The following is an 18519-nucleotide window of genomic DNA, read 5'->3' on the forward strand; positions in this document are numbered from 1 at the left end:
GCATGACAAAGCTCAAGACATCTCTTCTGGTAGTAGCAGGGTTCGTCTTGGGCTTCCTCACCGGTGATTCATTGGATTGGCTCAAAAACTCAATGACTGCTTCTTACCAAGCTCTGGACCATAGCATCACTCTCACACACCTTTATTCTGAGCAAGAAAACTTGCGCGCTGAAAGTGACGTTCTGAAAGCTATGGCGGAAACTCATTGGAAGGGAATGTCTGCCGAAGAAGCCAAGGATCGGCTCCAGTCACTTGATGTTTTTGACTTTGCAAAAGGCAGCGAAGGTTTCGCTGCTGGTCCTGTATTTATTCGATTGCAGGACGGAAACGTTTCCGAAATTCAAGCCCATTGCGCTCGGTTGAAATCCGATGGCTGCAAGGACGAGGGAGTGAACTAAAATGCCCACAGAAATTCTGATGCCCGCCCTGTCGCCCACGATGGAGGAAGGTACGCTTGCCAAATGGCTGGTCAAGGAAGGCGACACCGTATCAAGCGGTGACCTTCTGGCCGAGATTGAAACCGACAAGGCCACGATGGAGTTCGAGGCTGTTGACGAAGGCACCATCGGCAAGATCCTGATCCCCGAAGGCTCCGAAGGGGTCAAGGTCAACACCGCCATCGCGGTTCTGTTGGAAGATGGCGAAAGCGCGGATGATATTGGCGCAACGCCTGCCACAGCCCCCGCGGCTGCACCCGCAACCGCCGCAGACAACGAGGCCGCCGCGCCAGCGGCGTCCGAGGCGCCTGCCCCTGCCCCGGCTGCCCCGGTCAAGGCCGATGGCGGTCGTATCTTTGCCTCTCCGCTGGCCCGCAGGATTGCCGCGCAAAAGGGCCTCGATCTGGCGCAGATCACCGGCTCTGGCCCGCATGGCCGTATTGTCAAAGCGGATGTGGAAGGCGCAACAGCAACTGCCCCGGCGGCAGCACCCGCACCTGCAGCCGCCACCCCGGCAGCTTCAGCACCGGCTGGCCCATCTGCAGACGCAGTCGCCAAGATGTACGAAACCCGGGACTACGAGGAAATCAAGCTCGACGGCATGCGCAAGACCATTGCTGCGCGCCTGACCGAAGCCAAGCAAACGATCCCGCATTTCTACCTGCGTCGTGACATCAAGCTGGATGCGCTGCTCAAGTTCCGCAGCCAGTTGAACAAACAGCTGGAAGGTCGGGGCGTCAAGCTCAGCGTCAATGACTTCATCATCAAAGCCGTGGCAAACGCACTGCAACAGGTTCCGGCCTGTAACGCGGTTTGGGCCGGCGATCGGGTGCTGCAACTGAAACCGTCGGACGTGGCCGTCGCGGTCGCCATCGAAGGCGGCCTGTTCACCCCGGTCCTTCAGGATGCCGACACCAAATCGCTGTCCGCGCTTTCGACCGAGATGAAGGACCTGGCCGGTCGCGCCCGTGAACGGAAACTGGCCCCGCATGAATATCAGGGCGGGACCTTTGCGATCTCGAACCTGGGCATGTTCGGCATCGACAATTTCGACGCCATCGTGAACCCGCCCCATGCAGGTATTCTGGCCGTGGGCACCGGGGTCAAGAAACCGGTCGTGGGCGATGACGGAGAGCTGACGGTCGCCACCGTTATGTCCGTTACAATGTCTGTTGATCACCGCGTGATTGACGGCGCATTGGGGGCTGAGTTGCTGCAAGCCATCGTGGACAATCTGGAAAACCCGATGGTCATGCTGGCCTGACCCAGCCACGAACCAACCCATGTTTTGCCGCGCCGGGTGAATTCCGGCGCGGTTTTCTTTTTGGACCTGCCGGGATGTGAGCCAGCGTGAGCGGCCCAATGCTTGTTCAATCCCGGGCGGACCCCCACACTCTGTACACGCCCATCACAGATGCAGAGGTGCCCTATGACCCTTACTCGCCTGTCCAGAATGTTTGTGGTTTTCCTGATGCTGGCCGCAATCGCGCCGGCCGATGCCTATTCCAAGCCCAACAGCTATCCCGGTGAAAACTCGAAATTCAACTCGAAAAGCGCTGTCGCAAAATGGGAGGCTGATCGCGCCAAGCGCATAGAAGAGCGGAAGAAACGGCGCGAGGAGCGGCGGCTCAAGCGGCAGACCAAGAAGGACAACCGCCTGAACTGAACGCGCTACTGATCTTTGCCCAGCATATGATCCATTGAGATCGACGGCTGGTCGCACCCCGCCTCCCCCACGATCTTTGCCGGAATGCCGGCGACGGTCGTGCAGGCGGGGACCTCTTGCAGCACCACCGATCCGGCGGCGATACGGCTGCAATGGCCAACCTGGATATTGCCGAGAACCTTGGCCCCGGCCCCGATCAGAACCCCGTCACCAATCGTCGGGTGACGCTGTTCTTCTTCCTTGCCGGTTCCGCCCAACGTCACGGAATGCAGCATTGACACGTTGTCACCGACCACGGCAGTTTCCCCGATCACGATGGAATGGGCGTGATCGATCATGATCCCTTTGCCGATTTTCGCGGCTGGATGAATGTCGATCCCGAAAATCTCGGACGAGCGCATCTGGAAAAAATAGGCCAGATCATACCTGCGCTTGTTCCACAGCCAGTGGGCCACGCGATACGCCTGCATCGCCTGATACCCTTTGAAATAGAGGATCGGCTGCAACAACCGGTGGCAGGCCGGGTCCCGCTCATACACTGCCATCAGGTCGGCACGGGCAGCTTCGACAAGCGAAGGATCGTCGGCATAAGCCTCATCCACGATTTCACGCAGGACCATCATGGACATTTCATTCGAGCACAGTTTGGCCGCCACACGGTACGACAAGGCCCGCTCAAGGCTGCGATGGTGCAGGATACAGGCGTGAACCAGGCCGCCCATCAGCGGCTCATCTTCAACGGCGGTCTGAGCTTCGGTTGTGATACGGGTCCAGACCGGATCAACCGGTGTCACGTGACTGCGCTTTTCCAACATGGCTTTTCTTCCTTTGCTGCGCCTAGAATGCCATTTAGTTGCAAAAACACCAAACGCAAACCCGTGATCGACAGGGTAACAAAAATGAATGACGCCGAAACAAAGGATTTTGCGGCCCGAATTCAGGCGCGTTTGGCCGAGATAGCAGGTCAGTCAGCTGCCGGAAAAGACGCGCAGGCGATTGTGGATCTGGATCAGCAGGCCGTTGGACGCCTCAGCCGAATGGACGCGTTGCAAAATCAAGCCATGGCCAAAGCGCAACAAGCCCAAAGGGACAACGAAACCAGGCGTTTGCAGGCCGCTCTGATCCGTATCGACGAAGGCGAGTACGGCTATTGCGAAGATTGCGGAGACACAATTCCGCACGGTCGCCTGGCGCTTGATCTTGCCGCCACCAGATGTGTCAGCTGTGCAACCGGATGAGATGGTGCAGAACCATCTCGAAACACTGACAATATTGCAGATCATCAAAGCCCGGCTCATCTACCAGGCGCCGGTTGCGAGCCGCCGCCATCAATGATCCGTTGCCAAATAGCGGGTGCAGCCGTCCGGTGTGGCCGACATATTTGTCGGCCATCTCCGCCTCATAAATCATCCGGGAACAGAGACGCTCTCGTTCGGTCGCCGGTGCCGCCAGCAAAGCGCGGGCGGCGGCACTGATGTCACCATGCAGAACGGGGCGCATCGCAGCGACTATTCCACCGTCAGAGTGGCGAACAGACCCGGCCCATAGCTGGCCGAGACTTGCGCCACCTGAATGTCATAAGGCCCGCTCACCCCATCTGCCGCCTTTGCAACCGTCGAATAGTACCAACTAGCTTCGCTTACCACCTGCTCGCGCACAAGCGAACCGCCTTGGCGGATTTGGACAAGGTAGGTTTCGTTCTCCTCTGCCAAAGGCACGTCCAGACCGGCCCAGTCATCGCCATCAAGCCGCGTGCGACGTGTCCAGATCAGCTGGTCGCCCGAGGCGTGCTGCACTGACCTGAGATGCACCGGCGCATAGGGGCGCAGGCCGTTGCCATCGAACGCCTGAACCAAATGCACAAAGGAAGGGTCATCATAGCCCCGTGTCGCCGGTCCAATCCGGTAATGCTTGGCGACGCGCCGTTCCGAGCGCAACAGCCCGGTTTGGTAGATGCGCTGATCCAGCAGAACAAACATCGACCCGTCCGGCCATACGTCCGGCATCACAGCATCGGTTCCCAGCTGACCACGCAAACGCCCGGACAGGGTGTAAACACCAGTGTCCTGCAATGTCGCGTCGGCAAACTGGAACAGCTCCCAATTCCCCGGCGTCCCGTCCCCTATCGCCGCCAGGTTGGCTCCGTTCAAAAGCGCCTCGCGCGGGCGGGATTCCAGTACCCCATCGATTAGATTGACGCGCAGGGGCGTACCTTCGTCCCACAGACCCGCACTGGCCCGCCGCAATGGTGTTTCGGTGAATCCTATGACCGCCTGGCCCGCGATGACCTCTTGCAAAGCATAGTCTTCGTCCTGGGCAGCTGAATATACGGCAACGCTGCCGGGCCATGGATTTGCCGAGGCCGCCACATAGGGCGCGTGCGGCGCCTCTGATCCGGTAAGCAGCGGCAGGTCCAGAAACACTGGCAAAACGGGAACCGGGGCGACAAACGGTTTTTCGCTTACCTCATCATCGGGCAGGTCCGAGGCCGCATAGACGCCCGGTTCAATCCGAACGGCATCCGCGATTTGCAGATCGGCCTGCTCTACCCGGTCGATGCGATACCGCGCACCCTGCCCGTCCTGGGCCAAGGTGACGACATCGCCTGCCCCCACATGCAGCATCGAGGGCGGCAGCGCAAAGCGCGTCGTCTCGCGTGAAACACGCGCCTCGCTCAACCACCGTTCCACCGTCTGGCGGCCTTCGGCGCGGGTCATCGACAAGGGCACTTCGTTGACCGAGACCGCATGGGTGCGCGCGTCCGGCAGAACGGCCTCTTCCGAGACGACGTCATGGTCAGCATCAGACTGCACAAAGCGCAGACGAACACGGCCCGTCAGTTCGGCCTCAGCCTCACGCCGGTGTTCCACGCGTCCTTCGATATCGGCGCTGTCCGCCAGCAGGTCAGTGTCCAGCTCAATTGCCTTGCGACCATCCCGCATCTGAAAGCGTAAAATGCCGTCCCGCTCAATCGCGTCGAAGCCGTATCGCAACATCAATGGTTGCAAGGCAGCCCGGGCGGTTGTGACATCTTCGATCGCATAACCGCGCACCACACCGTACAGGCGCGACACATCGATATGGGTTACCCCGGCCCCATAACAAATCTCGGTGACGACCGAGGCCAGAGTGCGGCTGCCCGACCGTCCGTTCAGCCAATGACCGCGCGGATAGTTTGCACCATCGCTCCACTGGCTGCGCAGATTTGGAAAAGTGGGAAACGGGCGTGCGTCCCAGGCCCAGACATAGGCGTTGGACATGTCGATCATACGGCCGCTGTACTGATCGGATTTCGGGTTGATGGCCGGATCGGACCAATAGCCCAGCATCGCCCTGAGGTACTGCACCTGCATGAAATCATCACGCATCCCGTTGGAATGACGCGGCAGGCTGGATTCCGATGATTTCGGGTCCAAGAATTTGTTCGGCTGATTGGTCCCCCTGTCGATCGCCGCGCAGCCAAGCTCGGTGAACCAGATCGGTTTCGACCCCGGAACCCAATTCGTGGGGTTTGCGCGGCGCACACCGCCCACCCGTTCGTGATGACGGTTCGACCACCAGTTGCGCAGATCCTTGTAACGCCAGACCCATGGCTCATCATGCTCGCCGTCTTCGATGGGTGTGCGAATTTGCGCTTTGGCCTCTTCTGGCGAGGCGTAGTACCACTCATAGCCCTCGCCGCCCTCGATATTGCCCCGCAGGTATTCCAGATCATAGATCGCATCTACACCGGATTGGGCATCCAGATGGTCCACGCCATCTCGCCAGTCCGACAGCGGCATGTAATTGTCGATACCCACGAAATCGATATCGTCATCGGCCCACAACGGATCGAGGTGGAAATACCGGTCACCGGACCCATCATTGGGCTGATAGCCGAAATACTCACTCCAATCAGCTGCATAACCGATCTTGGTATCCGGCCCCAAAATGGTCCGAACCTCTGCTGCCAGCTGGCGCAATTGCGCGACCGCCGGGAACCCGGAAAGACCCCGGATTTGAGTCAATCCACGCATCTCGGATGAAATACAGAAAGACGCCACGCCACCTGCGGATTTACACAGGGCCGCATAGTGCAGGATGAACCGACGCAGCCCCCATTCCTGTGGGCCGGTATAGGTGACAGTTCCATCGCTCACGACAAAATCGCTGGCGCGGGCCGAACCGAAAAACGCGGCAACCTGCGTATCAGCGGCGGCTGTCTGATCCGGAGAGCCCGCGCGCCCTGGCGCCTCGCTTAACGTGATACGACCGCGCCACGGCAAATGCGGCTGGTTGCCAGCATCGGACCATGGGTCGGGCAAACCGTTGCCCTCCAATTGATCCATCAGAATAAACGGATAAAACATGACGCGTTTACCGGTGCTTTTTAAATGGCGGATCGCCTGCACTACGGCCTTATCCGAAGGTGTAGCACCATAGACTGGCCGGTCGTTCTGATAACGGACCTGCTGGGCCGAATGACGTATTTCCCCGGCGACCTGCCAGGGCATGTTCTCACCTTCGATGTCCTTGCGCAGGACCTTCGGCCGCAATTGACACGACCCGCACCGCAAATCGTTCCCGAACCATGACACGATAAGGGATGCAGCACCGCAGGATTTCAGCTCGGTCCGCAGCGCGCGTGTTGCAGTCACAAGATCAGGCTTGCCCGAGGCCGAATTCACATTTGCAGCCCAGCTTTGCCCAGCGCCTTTGGTATAGTTGACCTGTTCACTGGCCAACGCGTATTCACCGGTGCCCGGCATCAACGCCACACCCCGGATAGTTCGGGACAAAGCGCTCGGAGTATCAGGCAAACCCGGCTGCTCCTGTCGCACGACCTCGAACGAAAACTGCGGCACTCGGTTGCCAAACTGAGCCAGTTGCAAGTCTTCGATCACAACATAAGCCGTCCCGCGATAGGCGGGCACTTTGCCCGTACCTTCGACCGCCTCGATCAAAGGGTCGGGCAGCTGTTGGTTGTCGCCGCGATAAAACCGCATGTTCAGGTTTGCGCGTTCCAGCTCCTCTCCGTCGGCCCAGATGCGAGGAACATCCGAAATCACGCCGTTGCCCAATGCAATGGCCAGCGAGATCGAATAGCTGTAGCTATGCGTGGTTGTGGTCACCTCCGGCGCTTTGGGAGAGCCCTTGCCGCCACCCCCGCCCCCTTGGGTCGTCGTGCTTGTGGATTTGGTCTCCAGAAAGTCCGAGGCCCAGATCACCTGACCACCCACACGCATCCGCCCAAAGACCGTCGCGACCGGGGCACCTTCCCCTGTTTCAGTCAGGCGAAACCGATCCAGGCGTCCGGTTTCGACAACCTCGCTACCGCCTCCCATGACTGACTGGCTCATGAGTCGCTGGTCGATCACACGGCCCAAAGTCGCGCCGATTGCGCGGCCAATGACAGCCGTTGATAGCCCCGCAACCGTACCGCCAATCGCGCCGCCAACTGCAGCCCCCGCTGCGGACAGAACTATTGTCGCCATTTACTTATCCTCCAGAGGGAATTCAAAACAGGCGACCACCCGGCGGCGCCAGGGATCACTCAGCGTGTTTTCAACGACGCCATGGCCGGAATAGGCATGGATAAAGCGCGGTACGGCCCCTGTTTCGCTGACGATCCCGACATGTTTGGCGACACGCCCTTGACGCATGCGAAACAGAAGAACATCACCCATTGCAGCCTGATCTTGTGGCTTTTCAACCAGATGGCGGCGGGCCGCGGCCCACATCCGTTCGTCACCCTGCGGTTCAGACCAATCCATGCTGTAACTGGGCACTGCTTCGGGTTCATGACCGACAAGGGCCCGCCACACACCGCGCAGCAAGCCCAGACAATCCGTGCCGCCGCCTTTGACCGACGCCTGATGAACATAGGGTGTTCCCAGCCAACTGCGGGCTTCGGTCACGATATCCTGTCTGCGGGTGCTCATCGTCTGCTCCCTCCGGTGTTGGGATTACCCTGCTTGGGCACGGCCATCATCCAATCCTCACCGGGAAGGTCGGGAAATCCCTGAAAGTTCAGAAGGTTGTTGAACTTCAGCCGACAGGTGTACATGCTTTTGTTGCATCCGGCAGTCAGCCTGACCCGATCGCCGACGGCCAAACCGCCGCAGATACCGGACCACAACGTGACGTTCCGCCCGCCGGAAACGCGTTTGTCCTGTTTGATGACATCCCAAAGCCCGGCAGCCTGTCCGGTCAGCACATCCAGCCTGCCACGTTTGAACCAACCATTGTCGCGGCCACCCGCGCCTTTCAGTAACAGATTGCTGCCCGCCGTCAGCTCCACCACTTCGACGTCGGCCTGATAGCCCGGCGTGTCGAGCTTGAACTTGCACGCCCGATCCCCCAGAACCGCCGTACATGGCTTCTGGTAAATGCGCCCCATCGGCTGGTTCAGTAAATCCGTGAGCCCGCGTAGTTCGGCATGAAACGCCCCACCCGCGCGCCGCAGTTCTCCGATCGAGCCGCGGAACTGCAGCATCCTCTGATCGGTATCAGTCCAGTTCACCAGCCAGGCACGAACCTCGGCACCATCGAAACGACCCGCTTCGATATCCCCTTCGGTGACGGCTGCGTCCGACAACGCGCCCATCGCCTCGGAATTGTCGATGGACAGGCCCGTCGCCTGCTCAATCGCCGACGCGGTCAGGCCGGAACTGGCCGTGAAGGTCATCCCGTCAAAGCGCAGTTCCATATCGTGGTCGGTAAACCCGTATTCCTGTCCGTCCGCGCGCCGGATCATCCAGCAGCGGCAGGTCGTCGTCAGCCCGCTGTGCAAATGCGCCTGTAATCCCTGTTTGTCGCCGCTCATCACACACGCACCTCAACCACGGGAACATTGGGAACGTCGCCGGCCTGAAAACTCGCCACGCTGGTTTGGATCTTGTCAGTGTCAAACCGCACCGGTACATCGAACTCGTACCCGGCTGTGATCTCCACCTCCTCCGGTGGCGGCGCGGTGAACGAGATCGCGCCGGTCGCCAGATCAACCTCAAAATCTACACCTTCGCGCATCTGGTCCTGTTCAATGCCGATCTTTACCGTCCCCTGGACAGGTTTGACGATTGGCCGGACATAGCTGAACCCGCCCGAGCTATAGGTCTTGACCAAGCGGAACGTTGTTGTCGTGCCATCGCCAAGGGCGATTACCTGATCGCGCTGGCTGACTTCGGCAGTGGCCGCACCGGACTTGTAGTCCGACCAGTCTTTCCAGCGAAAGCCGAACATCTGGCCCTGGCGCGCCTCGAAGAACGAGATCAGCGTTTCGATATCATCCAGCGACCGCATCCCCAGCCCGGCGTCATAGCGGCGGCGGGAATGCGCCCATGGCGTGTTGCGCTCTTCAAAACCGTTGGCCAGCGTGACAATATCTGTACGTCTTTCCGGGCCGCCGACCGAGCCAAAGCTGAGGCTGGCGGGAAATCTGACTTCGTGGAAATTCATGACCTGCTGCTCCCTGAATTATCTGTTGCGATTGCCACGGCCCAAGGCGCGGCTCATCTGTGCAGCGATTTGCCCCTGACTGCGGCGGAACCCCTGCACATCAGGCGTGGTGATATTCATCACCACGTTCACCGCCCGTCCCCCGCCCGAGGTGCGCACGCCCAGTTTGCCGTCCGAACCACGAGCCAACGGCATGATCGCTTCGGGACCAGCCTCACCCATCAGGCCGGTGCCGCCGCGCATTGGGAATGTCGTGGGCCCACTGACCACACCGCCATTGGCAAAGGGCATGACACGTCCCTGGGAAAAGCTGCCGCCATCTGCGAAAGGCAGAATGCCTTGCACCAACCCGCCTACTGTATTGGCGAGCATCCCTCCGAAATGATCCGTCACAGGCTTGATCGCTGCCGAATAGGCTGTGCGGATCATCGAATCTTTGAGCACATTCAGCGCCTCCGACAGGTTCATCCCGTCCAGCACAACGCCGTCAAATGCCTTGCGCAAACCGCCCGACATACCGCGCTCCAGCGTCGCCACATCTTTGCCTGTCTCTTCAAAAGCTTGCTTGATCCGCTTCATCTGGCCGTCAAACGCTGCAGCCATAGACGCCGCATCCCCCAGCGAGTCGCCCAGCGCCTCGCCCCGCTCTTGCAGGTCGTCAAACCCGTCACGATCCGTCGTCATCATGCTCTCCTTGTTTCTTGTCGGGGTAGGCCGCCAGCAACTCGTCCAGCCCCGCCCGGTTCATCGCGGGCATCCCTGCGCCCTGCCCCAGCATCAGCCCCAGCTCGGCCGGGGTCAGACGCCAGAACTGTTCCGGCGTCAGACGCAGGCCGGTCATCCCGGCCCGCATCAGGGCGGGCCAGTCGAACCCGCTCACCGCTCCGGCACCATGAAGGCGCGTGCCAGCAGTTCAGCCGCCGCACGGGCGCCCGCCATCGGACCGCCCTCGATCTCAGCGCGCAGCAGGTCGGCGCGGGTCACATCCGCCCCGCCCCCCCGCAGCCCGGCCACGATCAGCGCCAGCACATCACCGCTGGAATAGGCCCCGCCTTCGAACCGCTGCACCAGTTCCACCAATGTCCCGGTACCCAGTTCCTGCTCCAGTTCCGCCAAAGCACCCAGCGTCAGCTTGAGCACCCGCTGCTGCCCATCGATGGTCAATGCCACCTCACCTGTCCACGGATTGGCCATCGGACTTACAGCGCCGTAAAGGTCAGGGCACCGGCGCTGGCCAGGCTCATCTCATAGGTGGCCTCACCATTATGCGAGCCCGCATATTCGATGCCCGTCACCTGAAACGCGCCTTCGACAATGCCGAAATCGGGGATGATCACCTGAAAGTTCGGCGTCTCGCCGTCAAAAAACAACTGACGCGCACGCTCATCGGTACCCTCGTCCTTGAACACACCCGACCCCGAGATCGAGGCCGATTTGACCCCCGCACCCGACAGCAGCTCGCGCCATCCGCCCTGACTTTCAAGGCTGGTGACATCCACACTTTCCGCGTTGAAACTGACCCGCGTGGCGCGAAGGCCCGCGATGGTCTCGAACAGGCCCGAGCCGTTCATATCCACTTTGACCAACAGGTCTTTTCCGTTCTGGGCAGCCATATGCTCTCTCCGTTGATTGCTTAGTCGTCTTCCACGCGGGCGCGGAATCTCAGGTCGATCTGGCGGATCGCGCCGCCCGTTCCGGTGCGCCGGGCGCTGGCGCGCTCGAACCACAGCCCCACAAGGCGGCCACGATCCAAGGTTAACGCCGCGCCCTCCAGCGCATCACACACCGCGCCCGCCAGCGTCTTGGCCGCGCCAAAACCAGCGGCCTCGGACATCACCGACACGGTAAAGCGATGCACGGCCCCTGCGCCTGACAGGTCCGAGGCATCGCGCACCTCTTCCGGCCCCAGCGTCACATAGGTCTGGGGCACCGCCCCCGCCGGAACTGCGTCATAGATCGCGCCGCCTGACAGCGTGCTGACCTGCGCGTCGCCCGACAGCTGTTGAAACACCGCCGCCTGCAAAGCGGCTGATACGCCGTAACTCATGCCGCCACCTCTTCATCCGCGAAACAGGTCAGGTACTGGCCGCGCGGGTCGCGCTCGGCCACCGCGCGGATCACGAACCGGCGCGTGCCCTCTGAAAACCGCTGATCCGGGGTTGGGCGCATCGCCGATCCTTCGGGCGCGCCGCGCACCACGATGCGATAGCCAACGCGCGAGACCGGGACACCTGCAACAGACCGCTCGGACCCGCTGCGGGCCGTGACCTCGGCCCAAACCGTTCCCACGGCGGCCCAGGTCTCGGTATACCCACCAGCCCCATCCGCGCTGCGCACCGGTGCCTCAAGCACCAGCTTTCTGTTCAATCGGGGCGTCTTCATTGCGCCACCCCTGCACCAAAGCGCACAACCCGGTAGCGTTGGATCAGGCTGGTGACGCCAAAGGGCATACAGCCCGCGCCCAACGCCGTCTCATCCCGGTATTCATAGTAATGCGCGGCCAACAGCAGCACCGCCTGCCCCAGATCAGCGGGCAGAGCGCCCCAATCCGCAGCCATCCCGGCGGTAAAGGCGATCTTGACCGACCCACCCGTGGGAATGGTCGGTAGGGACGTCCCCGCAGGGCGCAGACGCGGGCGCTGGCTGTCTTGGGCCAGACGATACCGGGCACTGTCCACGACCGTGTCGGTACCGCTCGGATCGGTCACAGTCACCGCGCTGATCACCGTGACCGGGGCCACCGGCAACACCTCACCCGCCGCATCGCGCCAACCGTTCAGATCCCACGAAAACTCACGCGCGATCAGCACCTTGCCGGTACGCGCCTCAATCGCTGCAATCGCTGCACGCAGAAAACCTTTTAGAACTTCATCCTGCACGCTGTCCTCGGCAAAGCCGGTACCCAGCCGCAGATGAGCCTTGAACTGATCCACCGGCAGCGCCGCATCCGCGATGGCGGTTTCTTCGATCAACATCATCCATACACTCCGCAATCTCGGACCCCTCCGGGGCCGTAACTTCAGGAATTGACGGGCACGCGCCGCCCCACGTTGCTCGGACGGAGGGGAGCAGCTAGACAACGCAAGGGATCTCACCCCGGCCCGCGCCCGCCGCCTTGGGGGGCCGAAACCCCCCAAGGTTTCGGTCCGCTTTAGGCGGTGCCGAATTTCACCAGCTTGATCGCGGCAAAGTCGCTCACGTCGCCGCCAACGCGCTTGGTTGCGTAGAACAGGACATGCGGTTTGGCGCTGAACGGGTCGCGCAGGACGCGCAGGTCAGGGCGTTCGGCAATGGTGTAACCGGCCTGGAAGTCACCGAAAGCGATCGAGAAGCTGTCGGTGCCCGCGTCCGGCATGTCCTCGGCGATCAGCACCGGATAACCCATCAGGCGCGCGGGCTCACCCGCGGCCAGACCGTCCGACCACAAGAAGCGGCCATCGCTGTCCTTCAGCTTGCGGATCAGACCCGCAGTTTTCGAGTTCATCACGAAGGTGCCGTTCACCCGGTACTGCGCGCCCAGCGCATAGACCACATCGACAATTGCATCCGCCTCGACACCGCCGTCGATGCCGGTGGGCACATAACCAATGTTGCCCCAGTCCCAAGTGTCATTGTCGACCTTGGCGTGGTTCAGAATACCCTTGGGCTTGTCCGCGCCGTCACCATTGATAAAGGCCGCCGCTTCGGCGCGCGCGAATTTGTCGGCAATGCGACCGGCCAGCCAGCCCTCGACATCAAAGGCGCTATCATCCAGCAAGCGCTGCGACGCTTTCGGCAGTGCGCTCAGCTCGTGCAACGGGATGGAAATGCGATCAATCGACGGGGTCGCGGTCTCGGTCGCGGCGGCGTTCTCATCGGCCCAGCCCGCGCCCACGTCGGTATGGTCGATCAGCACGTCGAACGAGTTCGCCTCGACATTCACCACCGACGCAATCGACCGGATCGAGGCGGTGGATTTCAGCACCGACTTGATCATCTCGGCGGTCTGCGGGTCGATCAGATAGCCGCCATCGCTGTTTACGGCGCTGGACAGAGATTTCGACTCCATCTCAAGCCCGCGCAGTCCGTCATCCTCGCCCGAACGCACATAGGCGTCGAATGCTTTTTGGTGCGGTGCGCCGTCCTCGATCGAGGCCGCAAGATGCGGGCGCGCCGCGATGGTTGATTTACGATCCAGCATGGTCAGTCGCTCTTCTGTCTGTTGTAGTTTGGTTTTAACTTCGGCCTTGAGGCCCTTGAATTCATTCACGAAGCCAGCCATCGCCTGCTTCACCTCCTGAACCAGGGGCGCACCCTCTCCGGTCAAGGCCGGGGTTTCGGTCTTGCTCATCAGCACTTCCATTTCTTGGGTGGGGGTTGAGGCGCGCTAGGTCCGCGCCAGCTCCTGCCGGGCGTCGTTGAACACCTCGGCAATACTGCGCCAGGTGTTTTCGGTTTCAGGCTCAACGCCCTTCGCCGCCACCCGCGCACTGGGCAGCATCGGGAACGTCACTAAGGACACTTCCCACAGCTCCAGTTCGGTCAGGACCCGCTGGCCCTTATCGTTTTTCACGGCCCGCTTGGTGCGATAGCCAATCGACAGCCCGTCCATCGCACCGGCCCGGATCAGCTCGGCTGCCTCACGGCCCTTTTGCGTGGCCTCCAGCAGACGCCCTTTGACCCACAGGCCACGGTCATCCTCGCGCACCTCATCCCAGACGCCGATGGGCTGCGCCGGGTCGTGCTGCCACAGCATCTTGACCCGTTGTCCAGCGGCCTTGAGCCCGCCAAGCGAGCCTCGATATGCCCCGCGTTGCACCACATCGCTACCCTGATCGACCTGTCCGAACAGGCTGGCATAGCCTTCGATCACCGCATTCTCGGACACCGAAAGCCCGTCTCCGAACCGTGCGAACTTGTGTTCCAAATCCATGAACACCTCCTCATAAGTCTGTGAATTCACGGCACTGCCGTTAGGAACGACTGAAACACCTGCGCAAGAATCACGGCGGCGACACCATAGACCGTCAGCCACAATCGCTTCTCCAGCCGCTCCATCATCTCTTCGATCTGGTCCAGCCTGCGACACAGATGTGCATGCTGGATTTCAGCCACCCGCTCATGCGCGGCCAGACGCAGGCCCGGCGCGCAGTCGAACGGAGGATACCCATCAGCCATCCGCACGCTCCGGCAGCCCCAGCAATGCACGCTTTTCGGCATCCGTCAGGAAATCGGCCCCGTTGACCCGCGCCCATTGCGCATCGCGTTCCGCCGACAGTGCCGGCACCTGATCCAGATCGGGCTTCAGCACCAAATCCTCACCGGTATAGCCCGCCAGCCATTCCGACACCGCCGCCGCCACCCGCGTCACCAGAGGCAGCACGGTCAGGCGATAAAACGCCCTGTTGGCCTCCTGATAGTTCGAATAGGTCGCGTCGCCCTGGATCCCCAGCAACATCGGCGGGACCCCAAAGGCTAGCGCGATCTCGCGGGCGGCGGCTTCCTTGGTCTTTTGAAACTCCATATCGGACGGAGAGAACCCCATCGGCTTCCAATCCAAGCCCCCTTCCAGAACCATCGGACGCCCTGCATTGCGTGCCCCGCGATAGTTCTGCTCGATCTCATCCGACAAACGCCGGAACTGCTCCTCGGCCATCACCCCATGGCCATCGCCCTTCCACACCAAAGCGCCAGAAGGCCGCGCCGCATTGTCCAACAGAGATTTCGACCACCGAGACGCGCTGTTATGCACATCAATCGCCATCGCTGCCGCCTGCATCGGCGAGAAGCCATAGTGATCGTCCTGGGGGTGGAAGGACTTGATGTGACAGATCGCATCCGCAGGGAAGCGGTGCGTCTTGCCGCCCGCCGTGTAATCATACGCCTTGGGCCAGCCATCCGCACCCGGAACCACACTCATCCGATCCGAACGCAGGACGTGCAGCTCAACCGGCAGGCCCTCATCGGCCTGCACCGCCTCGACATACGCGTTACCCGACAGCAGCAGCTGACCGAACAGAGCCTCCATCAACTCCGCCCGCCCCTGCGCCGCATTGGGTCGACGCATCAGAGACAGGATCGGATGCGCATCGTAACGCTGCGCCTGATCCTGCAACACCAGAGGCAGCGCCGCCGCCGCCTCAGCAATCAGCTTGACCGACCGGAACCCCACCGGGTTCCCCGAAAACCCCGTCCGCGTCAGCGACACCGCGTCCCGAGGGCTCCACGCCACGCGCCCACCTGTTTGCCACGCCACCACGGGGCCCGCCGCGCTGGCCTTCGCCTCGGGCGCTTCCCCGGCCGCTCCACGACGCAAGAAATCGAATACCATCTGTGCTCCTTTCTTTCGCCGCTGTGTCCGGCTTGTTGAAAGGAGTTATGACGGAAAGAAGTTTAAGGCTTGGGAATGGGGCGTACGGCGGTTGGGCAACGGGTGAAACCGAATTGCGGCTCCGTTAGTTTAGAGTGATGTAGCCGTCGCATAGCACTTTCCGCACGTGCCATTGGTAGGCGAACAGCCCGTAACAACTATCGCAGCAGAACGTGACTCACTTTTTTCAAATACGCAGTAACAAGCCAAAGGTCGTCAGGTTTTCAAGTTGAGTACGATCATCAAGGACGAACCCATAAAATACCGCTTCAATACCGTCAAAGTTTGTGCGGGAGACAAAGGCCTTCTCGATGTATTCGAAAAAAGGAACGCTGCTTGTTTCAGAAGAAAACAGAGACCTAAACTCAGCGCCGGAGAATTCCGTTGCGTTAAATGGGTGTTGCATCAGATTTAGAAATTCTCTTTCTGACTGATCTGAACGAAACGCTACTTGACATGTCTTGTGGCTTATATGCTCGCGTACGACCAGATCGACAGCCAGTTTCTGATGCTCCAACCAACCGTTTGGCGCTTCGTTATAATTTCCAGAAAGTGCCTTCCTCTCGACACCCGCAAAACTTGGAGCATCTTTATAACAGAATTCAGCAAACGTCGCTACTGCCCGCGAAATCTCTACGGGCTGCCGTTCCTCTAAGGAAATTCGGGGCGGTTGGATAGCCTGTGTACAACTTTGACACATCAAACCGAGTGCAAGAATCCGCAGTTGAAATCCAAAAGTACAAGAAAAATGCATCTGGTTCTGAATCATTCCAACATGAACAAGCGCCTTAAATCCGGGAAAAAGCTACTAAAGGAAACTTGGTCACAAACCGAAGCACTTTTCAATAGGTCATTCTAGTAACGTCACCCGCGGACCGAAATAGGACTTCACTTACCCGAACATACGTTTGCCTTCGTTCTGTTCGAGTAATTCAGAGCGTCCGCACCCTAGGCCGCCGATACGCCCCCGCAGGCCCCACAATCAACTCATGCAGCGCCCAGACCAGTGCATCCACCCGGTCCGGCGAACCCTGCCCCTCGAACCCGCGCGCGGTCATCTGGCACATCTGCTCCTCCAGCGCGTCCAGCCCGGCGACATGGCGCACCCGCCCCTGTTCGTACAGTGCCGCCACAGGCTCGGCCCGCGCGACCTTGCCGCGTGACGCCCGCACCGCCCGGAACGGGACCAGAGGGTCCACCTGCCGCACGACCTCCTCGACCAGTTGCCCGCCCTGATTGACCTCGGCCACCAGCCGCTCGGCCCCGAATCCGTCCATCGCGTCAATCGCTGCCTGTGCCCAACCCGCCGGACCAACGCCCTGCACCGTCCGGTCGGCCAGCACATAGGCGCGCCACTGCTCGGGCGACCCCTGTAGCTGCGCGCCCACGACCACGATGCCGCAGGCATCCGCGCTGGACCCCGCCGTCACCGCCGGGTCCAGAGCGACCACAACCCGATCCAACTCGGGCACAGTGTCCATCCGCGCCGCCTCCAGCATCGAGCCTGTCCACAGCGCCCCCTCAGCATCCGACAGCAGCACCCCGTCCAATTCCTGCCGCCCCAGCCGCGTGCCCGCGTAACGCGCGCGCACTTCGGCCAGAAACGAGTCGGCCAGATTGGCTCGGTTCGCCTCGGTCGGCGCATGGGTCTGCACGGTCGAGGGCGACGTCAGCAAATCCTTCAAAACCTTCACATTACGAGGTGTCGTCGTCACACAGACCCTCGGGCGATCCCCCAACCGCAGGGCGAATTGCAGCATATCCCACGTCTCACCCGCCTTCTTCCACTTGGCCAACTCATCCACCCAGGCGGCATCGAACTGAGGGCCGCGCAACCCTTCGGGATCATGCGCCGAAAACACCTGCGCCTCGGCCCCGTTGGGCCAGATCAGCTTGCGTTCCGACACCTTCCACACAGGCCGACGATCCGGCGGTGAGCATCGCAAAATCCCGCTATCGCCAAAGATCATCACATCGCGCACCTGATCAAAGGTCTCACCCACCAGCGCCACCCGACTGGCTTCACCGCGATCCAACGGCTTGGCCCCTTCAACCATCGACCGCACCCATTCGGACCCCGCACGCGTCTTACCCGCACCGCGCCCGCCCATGATGACCCAAGACCGCCAGTCGCCCTCGGGCGGCAGTTGGTGCGACAGCGCCCAGAACTCAAACAGGAAAGGGAGGGCACATAGCCCCCCCTCCCCGATCTCACTCAGAAATCTGTCCCTCACCGCAGCATCGGCGGAGGCGAGCCAGCCTGCACCCGATTTCAAATCGAGCGCGCTCAAGGTCGAGCGCATAGCCCCCTTGGGCAATTCCGGCTTGTCTGTGATGTTGTTCGACAAAGCTTGTCTCCACTTTCTGGCAACTTCGGATCAGCCCCTCTAACTGACCCAGTTGCTTGCCTGTTCCGGCAAGGTCTGCATCCTCCCCGGCACCGATCTGCCTGCGCAGTTCTTCCGCTGCCTGGCGCAAATCGCGAATGGATCTTTCAAGCGACTGCAGTAAGTCGGCCGTCTGAGAAATCCGCTCTTCCGGGGTAATCAAAGTCATGTTTGCCTGTGACCTCATGCGTGAGTTTTCTCCGCACGAGAGAAACGAAAAACGGCCGCCGGTTCGCCCCGGGG

24 protein-coding genes are annotated in these 18519 nt (G+C 60.9%); 4 read left to right on the top strand and 20 right to left on the bottom strand.

Going from position 1 to position 18519, the window contains the following annotated elements; all coding sequences use genetic code 11:
• Positions 1-2 precede the first annotated feature (2 nt).
• The 3 genes from ACR0J5_RS07435 to ACR0J5_RS07445 all read left to right on the top strand — a co-directional run bounded on the left by ACR0J5_RS07435 (position 3) and on the right by ACR0J5_RS07445 (position 2103).
• On the top strand, positions 3-398 hold the full coding sequence (locus ACR0J5_RS07435) for a hypothetical protein (protein ID WP_480651903.1): 396 nt from the start codon (positions 3-5) through the stop codon (positions 396-398).
• A gap of 1 nt (position 399) precedes the next feature.
• Positions 400-1701: a pyruvate dehydrogenase complex dihydrolipoamide acetyltransferase gene (locus ACR0J5_RS07440; RefSeq protein WP_480651905.1), complete on the top strand. Its 1302-nt coding sequence runs from the start codon at positions 400-402 to the stop codon at positions 1699-1701.
• Between the two features lie 165 nt (positions 1702-1866).
• The gene (locus ACR0J5_RS07445; RefSeq protein ID WP_480651907.1) at positions 1867-2103 is read left to right on the top strand and encodes a hypothetical protein; all 237 of its coding nucleotides are present in this window, start codon (positions 1867-1869) and stop codon (positions 2101-2103) included.
• A gap of 5 nt (positions 2104-2108) precedes the next feature.
• Here ACR0J5_RS07445 and cysE read toward each other — a convergent pair whose 3' ends face one another.
• Complete coding sequence (cysE, locus tag ACR0J5_RS07450; protein WP_480651909.1) at positions 2109-2918, bottom strand: serine O-acetyltransferase; 810 nt, start codon at positions 2916-2918, stop codon at positions 2109-2111.
• 84 nt (positions 2919-3002) lie between these two features.
• Here cysE and ACR0J5_RS07455 point away from each other — a divergent pair, with 84 nt between their 5' ends.
• Positions 3003-3341 (top strand): TraR/DksA family transcriptional regulator, encoded by a 339-nt coding sequence (locus ACR0J5_RS07455; RefSeq protein ID WP_480651911.1) that lies wholly within the window; start codon positions 3003-3005, stop codon positions 3339-3341.
• Here ACR0J5_RS07455 and ACR0J5_RS07460 read toward each other — a convergent pair.
• The 19 genes from ACR0J5_RS07460 to ACR0J5_RS07550 form a co-directional block, all read right to left on the bottom strand.
• Entirely contained in the window at positions 3322-3603 is a 282-nt protein-coding gene (locus ACR0J5_RS07460; RefSeq protein ID WP_480651913.1) for a DUF7742 family protein, read from the bottom strand. The genes ACR0J5_RS07455 and ACR0J5_RS07460 overlap by 20 nt on opposite strands.
• Positions 3604-3611: 8 nt before the next feature.
• Positions 3612-7577: a baseplate multidomain protein megatron gene (locus tag ACR0J5_RS07465; protein ID WP_480651915.1), complete on the bottom strand. Its 3966-nt coding sequence runs from the start codon at positions 7575-7577 to the stop codon at positions 3612-3614.
• Entirely contained in the window at positions 7578-8024 is a 447-nt protein-coding gene (locus ACR0J5_RS07470) for an NlpC/P60 family protein (protein WP_480651917.1), read from the bottom strand.
• Positions 8021-8908: a DUF2163 domain-containing protein gene (locus tag ACR0J5_RS07475; RefSeq protein ID WP_480651919.1), complete on the bottom strand. Its 888-nt coding sequence runs from the start codon at positions 8906-8908 to the stop codon at positions 8021-8023. The genes ACR0J5_RS07470 and ACR0J5_RS07475 overlap by 4 nt, the downstream gene beginning before the upstream one ends.
• The gene (locus ACR0J5_RS07480; protein ID WP_480651921.1) at positions 8908-9540 is read right to left on the bottom strand and encodes a phage distal tail protein, Rcc01695 family; all 633 of its coding nucleotides are present in this window, start codon (positions 9538-9540) and stop codon (positions 8908-8910) included. Before ACR0J5_RS07480 ends, ACR0J5_RS07475 begins: the two co-directional genes overlap by 1 nt.
• An 18-nt stretch (positions 9541-9558) precedes the next feature.
• Complete coding sequence (locus ACR0J5_RS07485; protein WP_480651923.1) at positions 9559-10224, bottom strand: phage tail tape measure protein; 666 nt, start codon at positions 10222-10224, stop codon at positions 9559-9561.
• Positions 10208-10420, bottom strand: coding sequence for a rcc01693 family protein (locus ACR0J5_RS07490; protein WP_480651925.1), 213 nt, complete (start codon positions 10418-10420; stop codon positions 10208-10210). Before ACR0J5_RS07490 ends, ACR0J5_RS07485 begins: the two co-directional genes overlap by 17 nt.
• Positions 10417-10734: a gene transfer agent family protein gene (locus tag ACR0J5_RS07495; RefSeq protein WP_480651927.1), complete on the bottom strand. Its 318-nt coding sequence runs from the start codon at positions 10732-10734 to the stop codon at positions 10417-10419. The genes ACR0J5_RS07490 and ACR0J5_RS07495 overlap by 4 nt, the downstream gene beginning before the upstream one ends.
• Positions 10735-10739: 5 nt before the next feature.
• The gene (locus ACR0J5_RS07500; protein ID WP_480651928.1) at positions 10740-11153 is read right to left on the bottom strand and encodes a phage major tail protein, TP901-1 family; all 414 of its coding nucleotides are present in this window, start codon (positions 11151-11153) and stop codon (positions 10740-10742) included.
• A gap of 20 nt (positions 11154-11173) precedes the next feature.
• Positions 11174-11587, bottom strand: a complete 414-nt coding sequence (locus ACR0J5_RS07505; RefSeq protein WP_480651930.1) for a DUF3168 domain-containing protein — start codon at positions 11585-11587, stop codon at positions 11174-11176.
• On the bottom strand, positions 11584-11922 hold the full coding sequence (locus ACR0J5_RS07510; protein WP_480651932.1) for a phage head closure protein: 339 nt from the start codon (positions 11920-11922) through the stop codon (positions 11584-11586). The genes ACR0J5_RS07505 and ACR0J5_RS07510 overlap by 4 nt, the downstream gene beginning before the upstream one ends.
• A complete protein-coding gene (locus tag ACR0J5_RS07515; RefSeq protein ID WP_480651933.1) occupies positions 11919-12518 on the bottom strand; it encodes a head-tail connector protein in 600 nt (199 codons plus the stop codon). The genes ACR0J5_RS07510 and ACR0J5_RS07515 overlap by 4 nt, the downstream gene beginning before the upstream one ends.
• Positions 12519-12691: 173 nt before the next feature.
• Positions 12692-13870 (bottom strand): phage major capsid protein, encoded by a 1179-nt coding sequence (locus ACR0J5_RS07520; protein ID WP_480651935.1) that lies wholly within the window; start codon positions 13868-13870, stop codon positions 12692-12694.
• A gap of 36 nt (positions 13871-13906) precedes the next feature.
• Positions 13907-14452, bottom strand: a complete 546-nt coding sequence (locus tag ACR0J5_RS07525) for an HK97 family phage prohead protease (RefSeq protein WP_480651937.1) — start codon at positions 14450-14452, stop codon at positions 13907-13909.
• Between the two features lie 26 nt (positions 14453-14478).
• The gene (locus tag ACR0J5_RS07530; RefSeq protein WP_480651938.1) at positions 14479-14697 is read right to left on the bottom strand and encodes a GTA head formation protein, RCAP_rcc01685 family; all 219 of its coding nucleotides are present in this window, start codon (positions 14695-14697) and stop codon (positions 14479-14481) included.
• A complete protein-coding gene (locus ACR0J5_RS07535) occupies positions 14690-15850 on the bottom strand; it encodes a phage portal protein (RefSeq protein WP_480651940.1) in 1161 nt (386 codons plus the stop codon). Before ACR0J5_RS07535 ends, ACR0J5_RS07530 begins: the two co-directional genes overlap by 8 nt.
• 226 nt (positions 15851-16076) lie before the next feature.
• The gene (locus ACR0J5_RS07540) at positions 16077-16658 is read right to left on the bottom strand and encodes a hypothetical protein (protein WP_480651942.1); all 582 of its coding nucleotides are present in this window, start codon (positions 16656-16658) and stop codon (positions 16077-16079) included.
• A gap of 163 nt (positions 16659-16821) precedes the next feature.
• A complete protein-coding gene (locus tag ACR0J5_RS07545) occupies positions 16822-18192 on the bottom strand; it encodes a DNA-packaging protein (protein WP_480651944.1) in 1371 nt (456 codons plus the stop codon).
• Positions 18101-18445, bottom strand: a complete 345-nt coding sequence (locus ACR0J5_RS07550; RefSeq protein WP_480651946.1) for a hypothetical protein — start codon at positions 18443-18445, stop codon at positions 18101-18103. The genes ACR0J5_RS07545 and ACR0J5_RS07550 overlap by 92 nt, the downstream gene beginning before the upstream one ends.
• Between the last annotated feature and the right edge of the window lie 74 nt (positions 18446-18519).

The sequence above is a fragment of the Ruegeria sp. BE1 genome (assembly GCF_056538885.1).

Bases quoted from the DNA above. Each gene is read 5' to 3' on its own strand.
- ACR0J5_RS07435 (WP_480651903.1), top strand. From the start codon at position 3: ATGACAAAGCTCAAGACATCTCTTCTGGTAGTAGCAGGGTTCGTCTTG.
- ACR0J5_RS07440 (WP_480651905.1), top strand. From the start codon at position 400: ATGCCCACAGAAATTCTGATGCCCGCCCTGTCGCCCACGATGGAGGAA.
- ACR0J5_RS07445 (WP_480651907.1), top strand. From the start codon at position 1,867: ATGACCCTTACTCGCCTGTCCAGAATGTTTGTGGTTTTCCTGATGCTG.
- cysE (WP_480651909.1), bottom strand. From the start codon at position 2,918: ATGTTGGAAAAGCGCAGTCACGTGACACCGGTTGATCCGGTCTGGACC.
- ACR0J5_RS07455 (WP_480651911.1), top strand. From the start codon at position 3,003: ATGAATGACGCCGAAACAAAGGATTTTGCGGCCCGAATTCAGGCGCGT.
- ACR0J5_RS07460 (WP_480651913.1), bottom strand. From the start codon at position 3,603: ATGCGCCCCGTTCTGCATGGTGACATCAGTGCCGCCGCCCGCGCTTTG.
- ACR0J5_RS07465 (WP_480651915.1), bottom strand. From the start codon at position 7,577: ATGGCGACAATAGTTCTGTCCGCAGCGGGGGCTGCAGTTGGCGGCGCG.
- ACR0J5_RS07470 (WP_480651917.1), bottom strand. From the start codon at position 8,024: ATGAGCACCCGCAGACAGGATATCGTGACCGAAGCCCGCAGTTGGCTG.
- ACR0J5_RS07475 (WP_480651919.1), bottom strand. From the start codon at position 8,908: ATGAGCGGCGACAAACAGGGATTACAGGCGCATTTGCACAGCGGGCTG.
- ACR0J5_RS07480 (WP_480651921.1), bottom strand. From the start codon at position 9,540: ATGAATTTCCACGAAGTCAGATTTCCCGCCAGCCTCAGCTTTGGCTCG.
- ACR0J5_RS07485 (WP_480651923.1), bottom strand. From the start codon at position 10,224: ATGACGACGGATCGTGACGGGTTTGACGACCTGCAAGAGCGGGGCGAG.
- ACR0J5_RS07495 (WP_480651927.1), bottom strand. From the start codon at position 10,734: ATGGCCAATCCGTGGACAGGTGAGGTGGCATTGACCATCGATGGGCAG.
- ACR0J5_RS07500 (WP_480651928.1), bottom strand. From the start codon at position 11,153: ATGGCTGCCCAGAACGGAAAAGACCTGTTGGTCAAAGTGGATATGAAC.
- ACR0J5_RS07505 (WP_480651930.1), bottom strand. From the start codon at position 11,587: ATGAGTTACGGCGTATCAGCCGCTTTGCAGGCGGCGGTGTTTCAACAG.
- ACR0J5_RS07510 (WP_480651932.1), bottom strand. From the start codon at position 11,922: ATGAAGACGCCCCGATTGAACAGAAAGCTGGTGCTTGAGGCACCGGTG.
- ACR0J5_RS07515 (WP_480651933.1), bottom strand. From the start codon at position 12,518: ATGATGTTGATCGAAGAAACCGCCATCGCGGATGCGGCGCTGCCGGTG.
- ACR0J5_RS07520 (WP_480651935.1), bottom strand. From the start codon at position 13,870: ATGAGCAAGACCGAAACCCCGGCCTTGACCGGAGAGGGTGCGCCCCTG.
- ACR0J5_RS07525 (WP_480651937.1), bottom strand. From the start codon at position 14,452: ATGGATTTGGAACACAAGTTCGCACGGTTCGGAGACGGGCTTTCGGTG.
- ACR0J5_RS07530 (WP_480651938.1), bottom strand. From the start codon at position 14,697: ATGGCTGATGGGTATCCTCCGTTCGACTGCGCGCCGGGCCTGCGTCTG.
- ACR0J5_RS07535 (WP_480651940.1), bottom strand. From the start codon at position 15,850: ATGGTATTCGATTTCTTGCGTCGTGGAGCGGCCGGGGAAGCGCCCGAG.
- ACR0J5_RS07540 (WP_480651942.1), bottom strand. From the start codon at position 16,658: ATGATTCAGAACCAGATGCATTTTTCTTGTACTTTTGGATTTCAACTG.
- ACR0J5_RS07545 (WP_480651944.1), bottom strand. From the start codon at position 18,192: ATGCGCTCGACCTTGAGCGCGCTCGATTTGAAATCGGGTGCAGGCTGG.
- ACR0J5_RS07550 (WP_480651946.1), bottom strand. From the start codon at position 18,445: ATGACTTTGATTACCCCGGAAGAGCGGATTTCTCAGACGGCCGACTTA.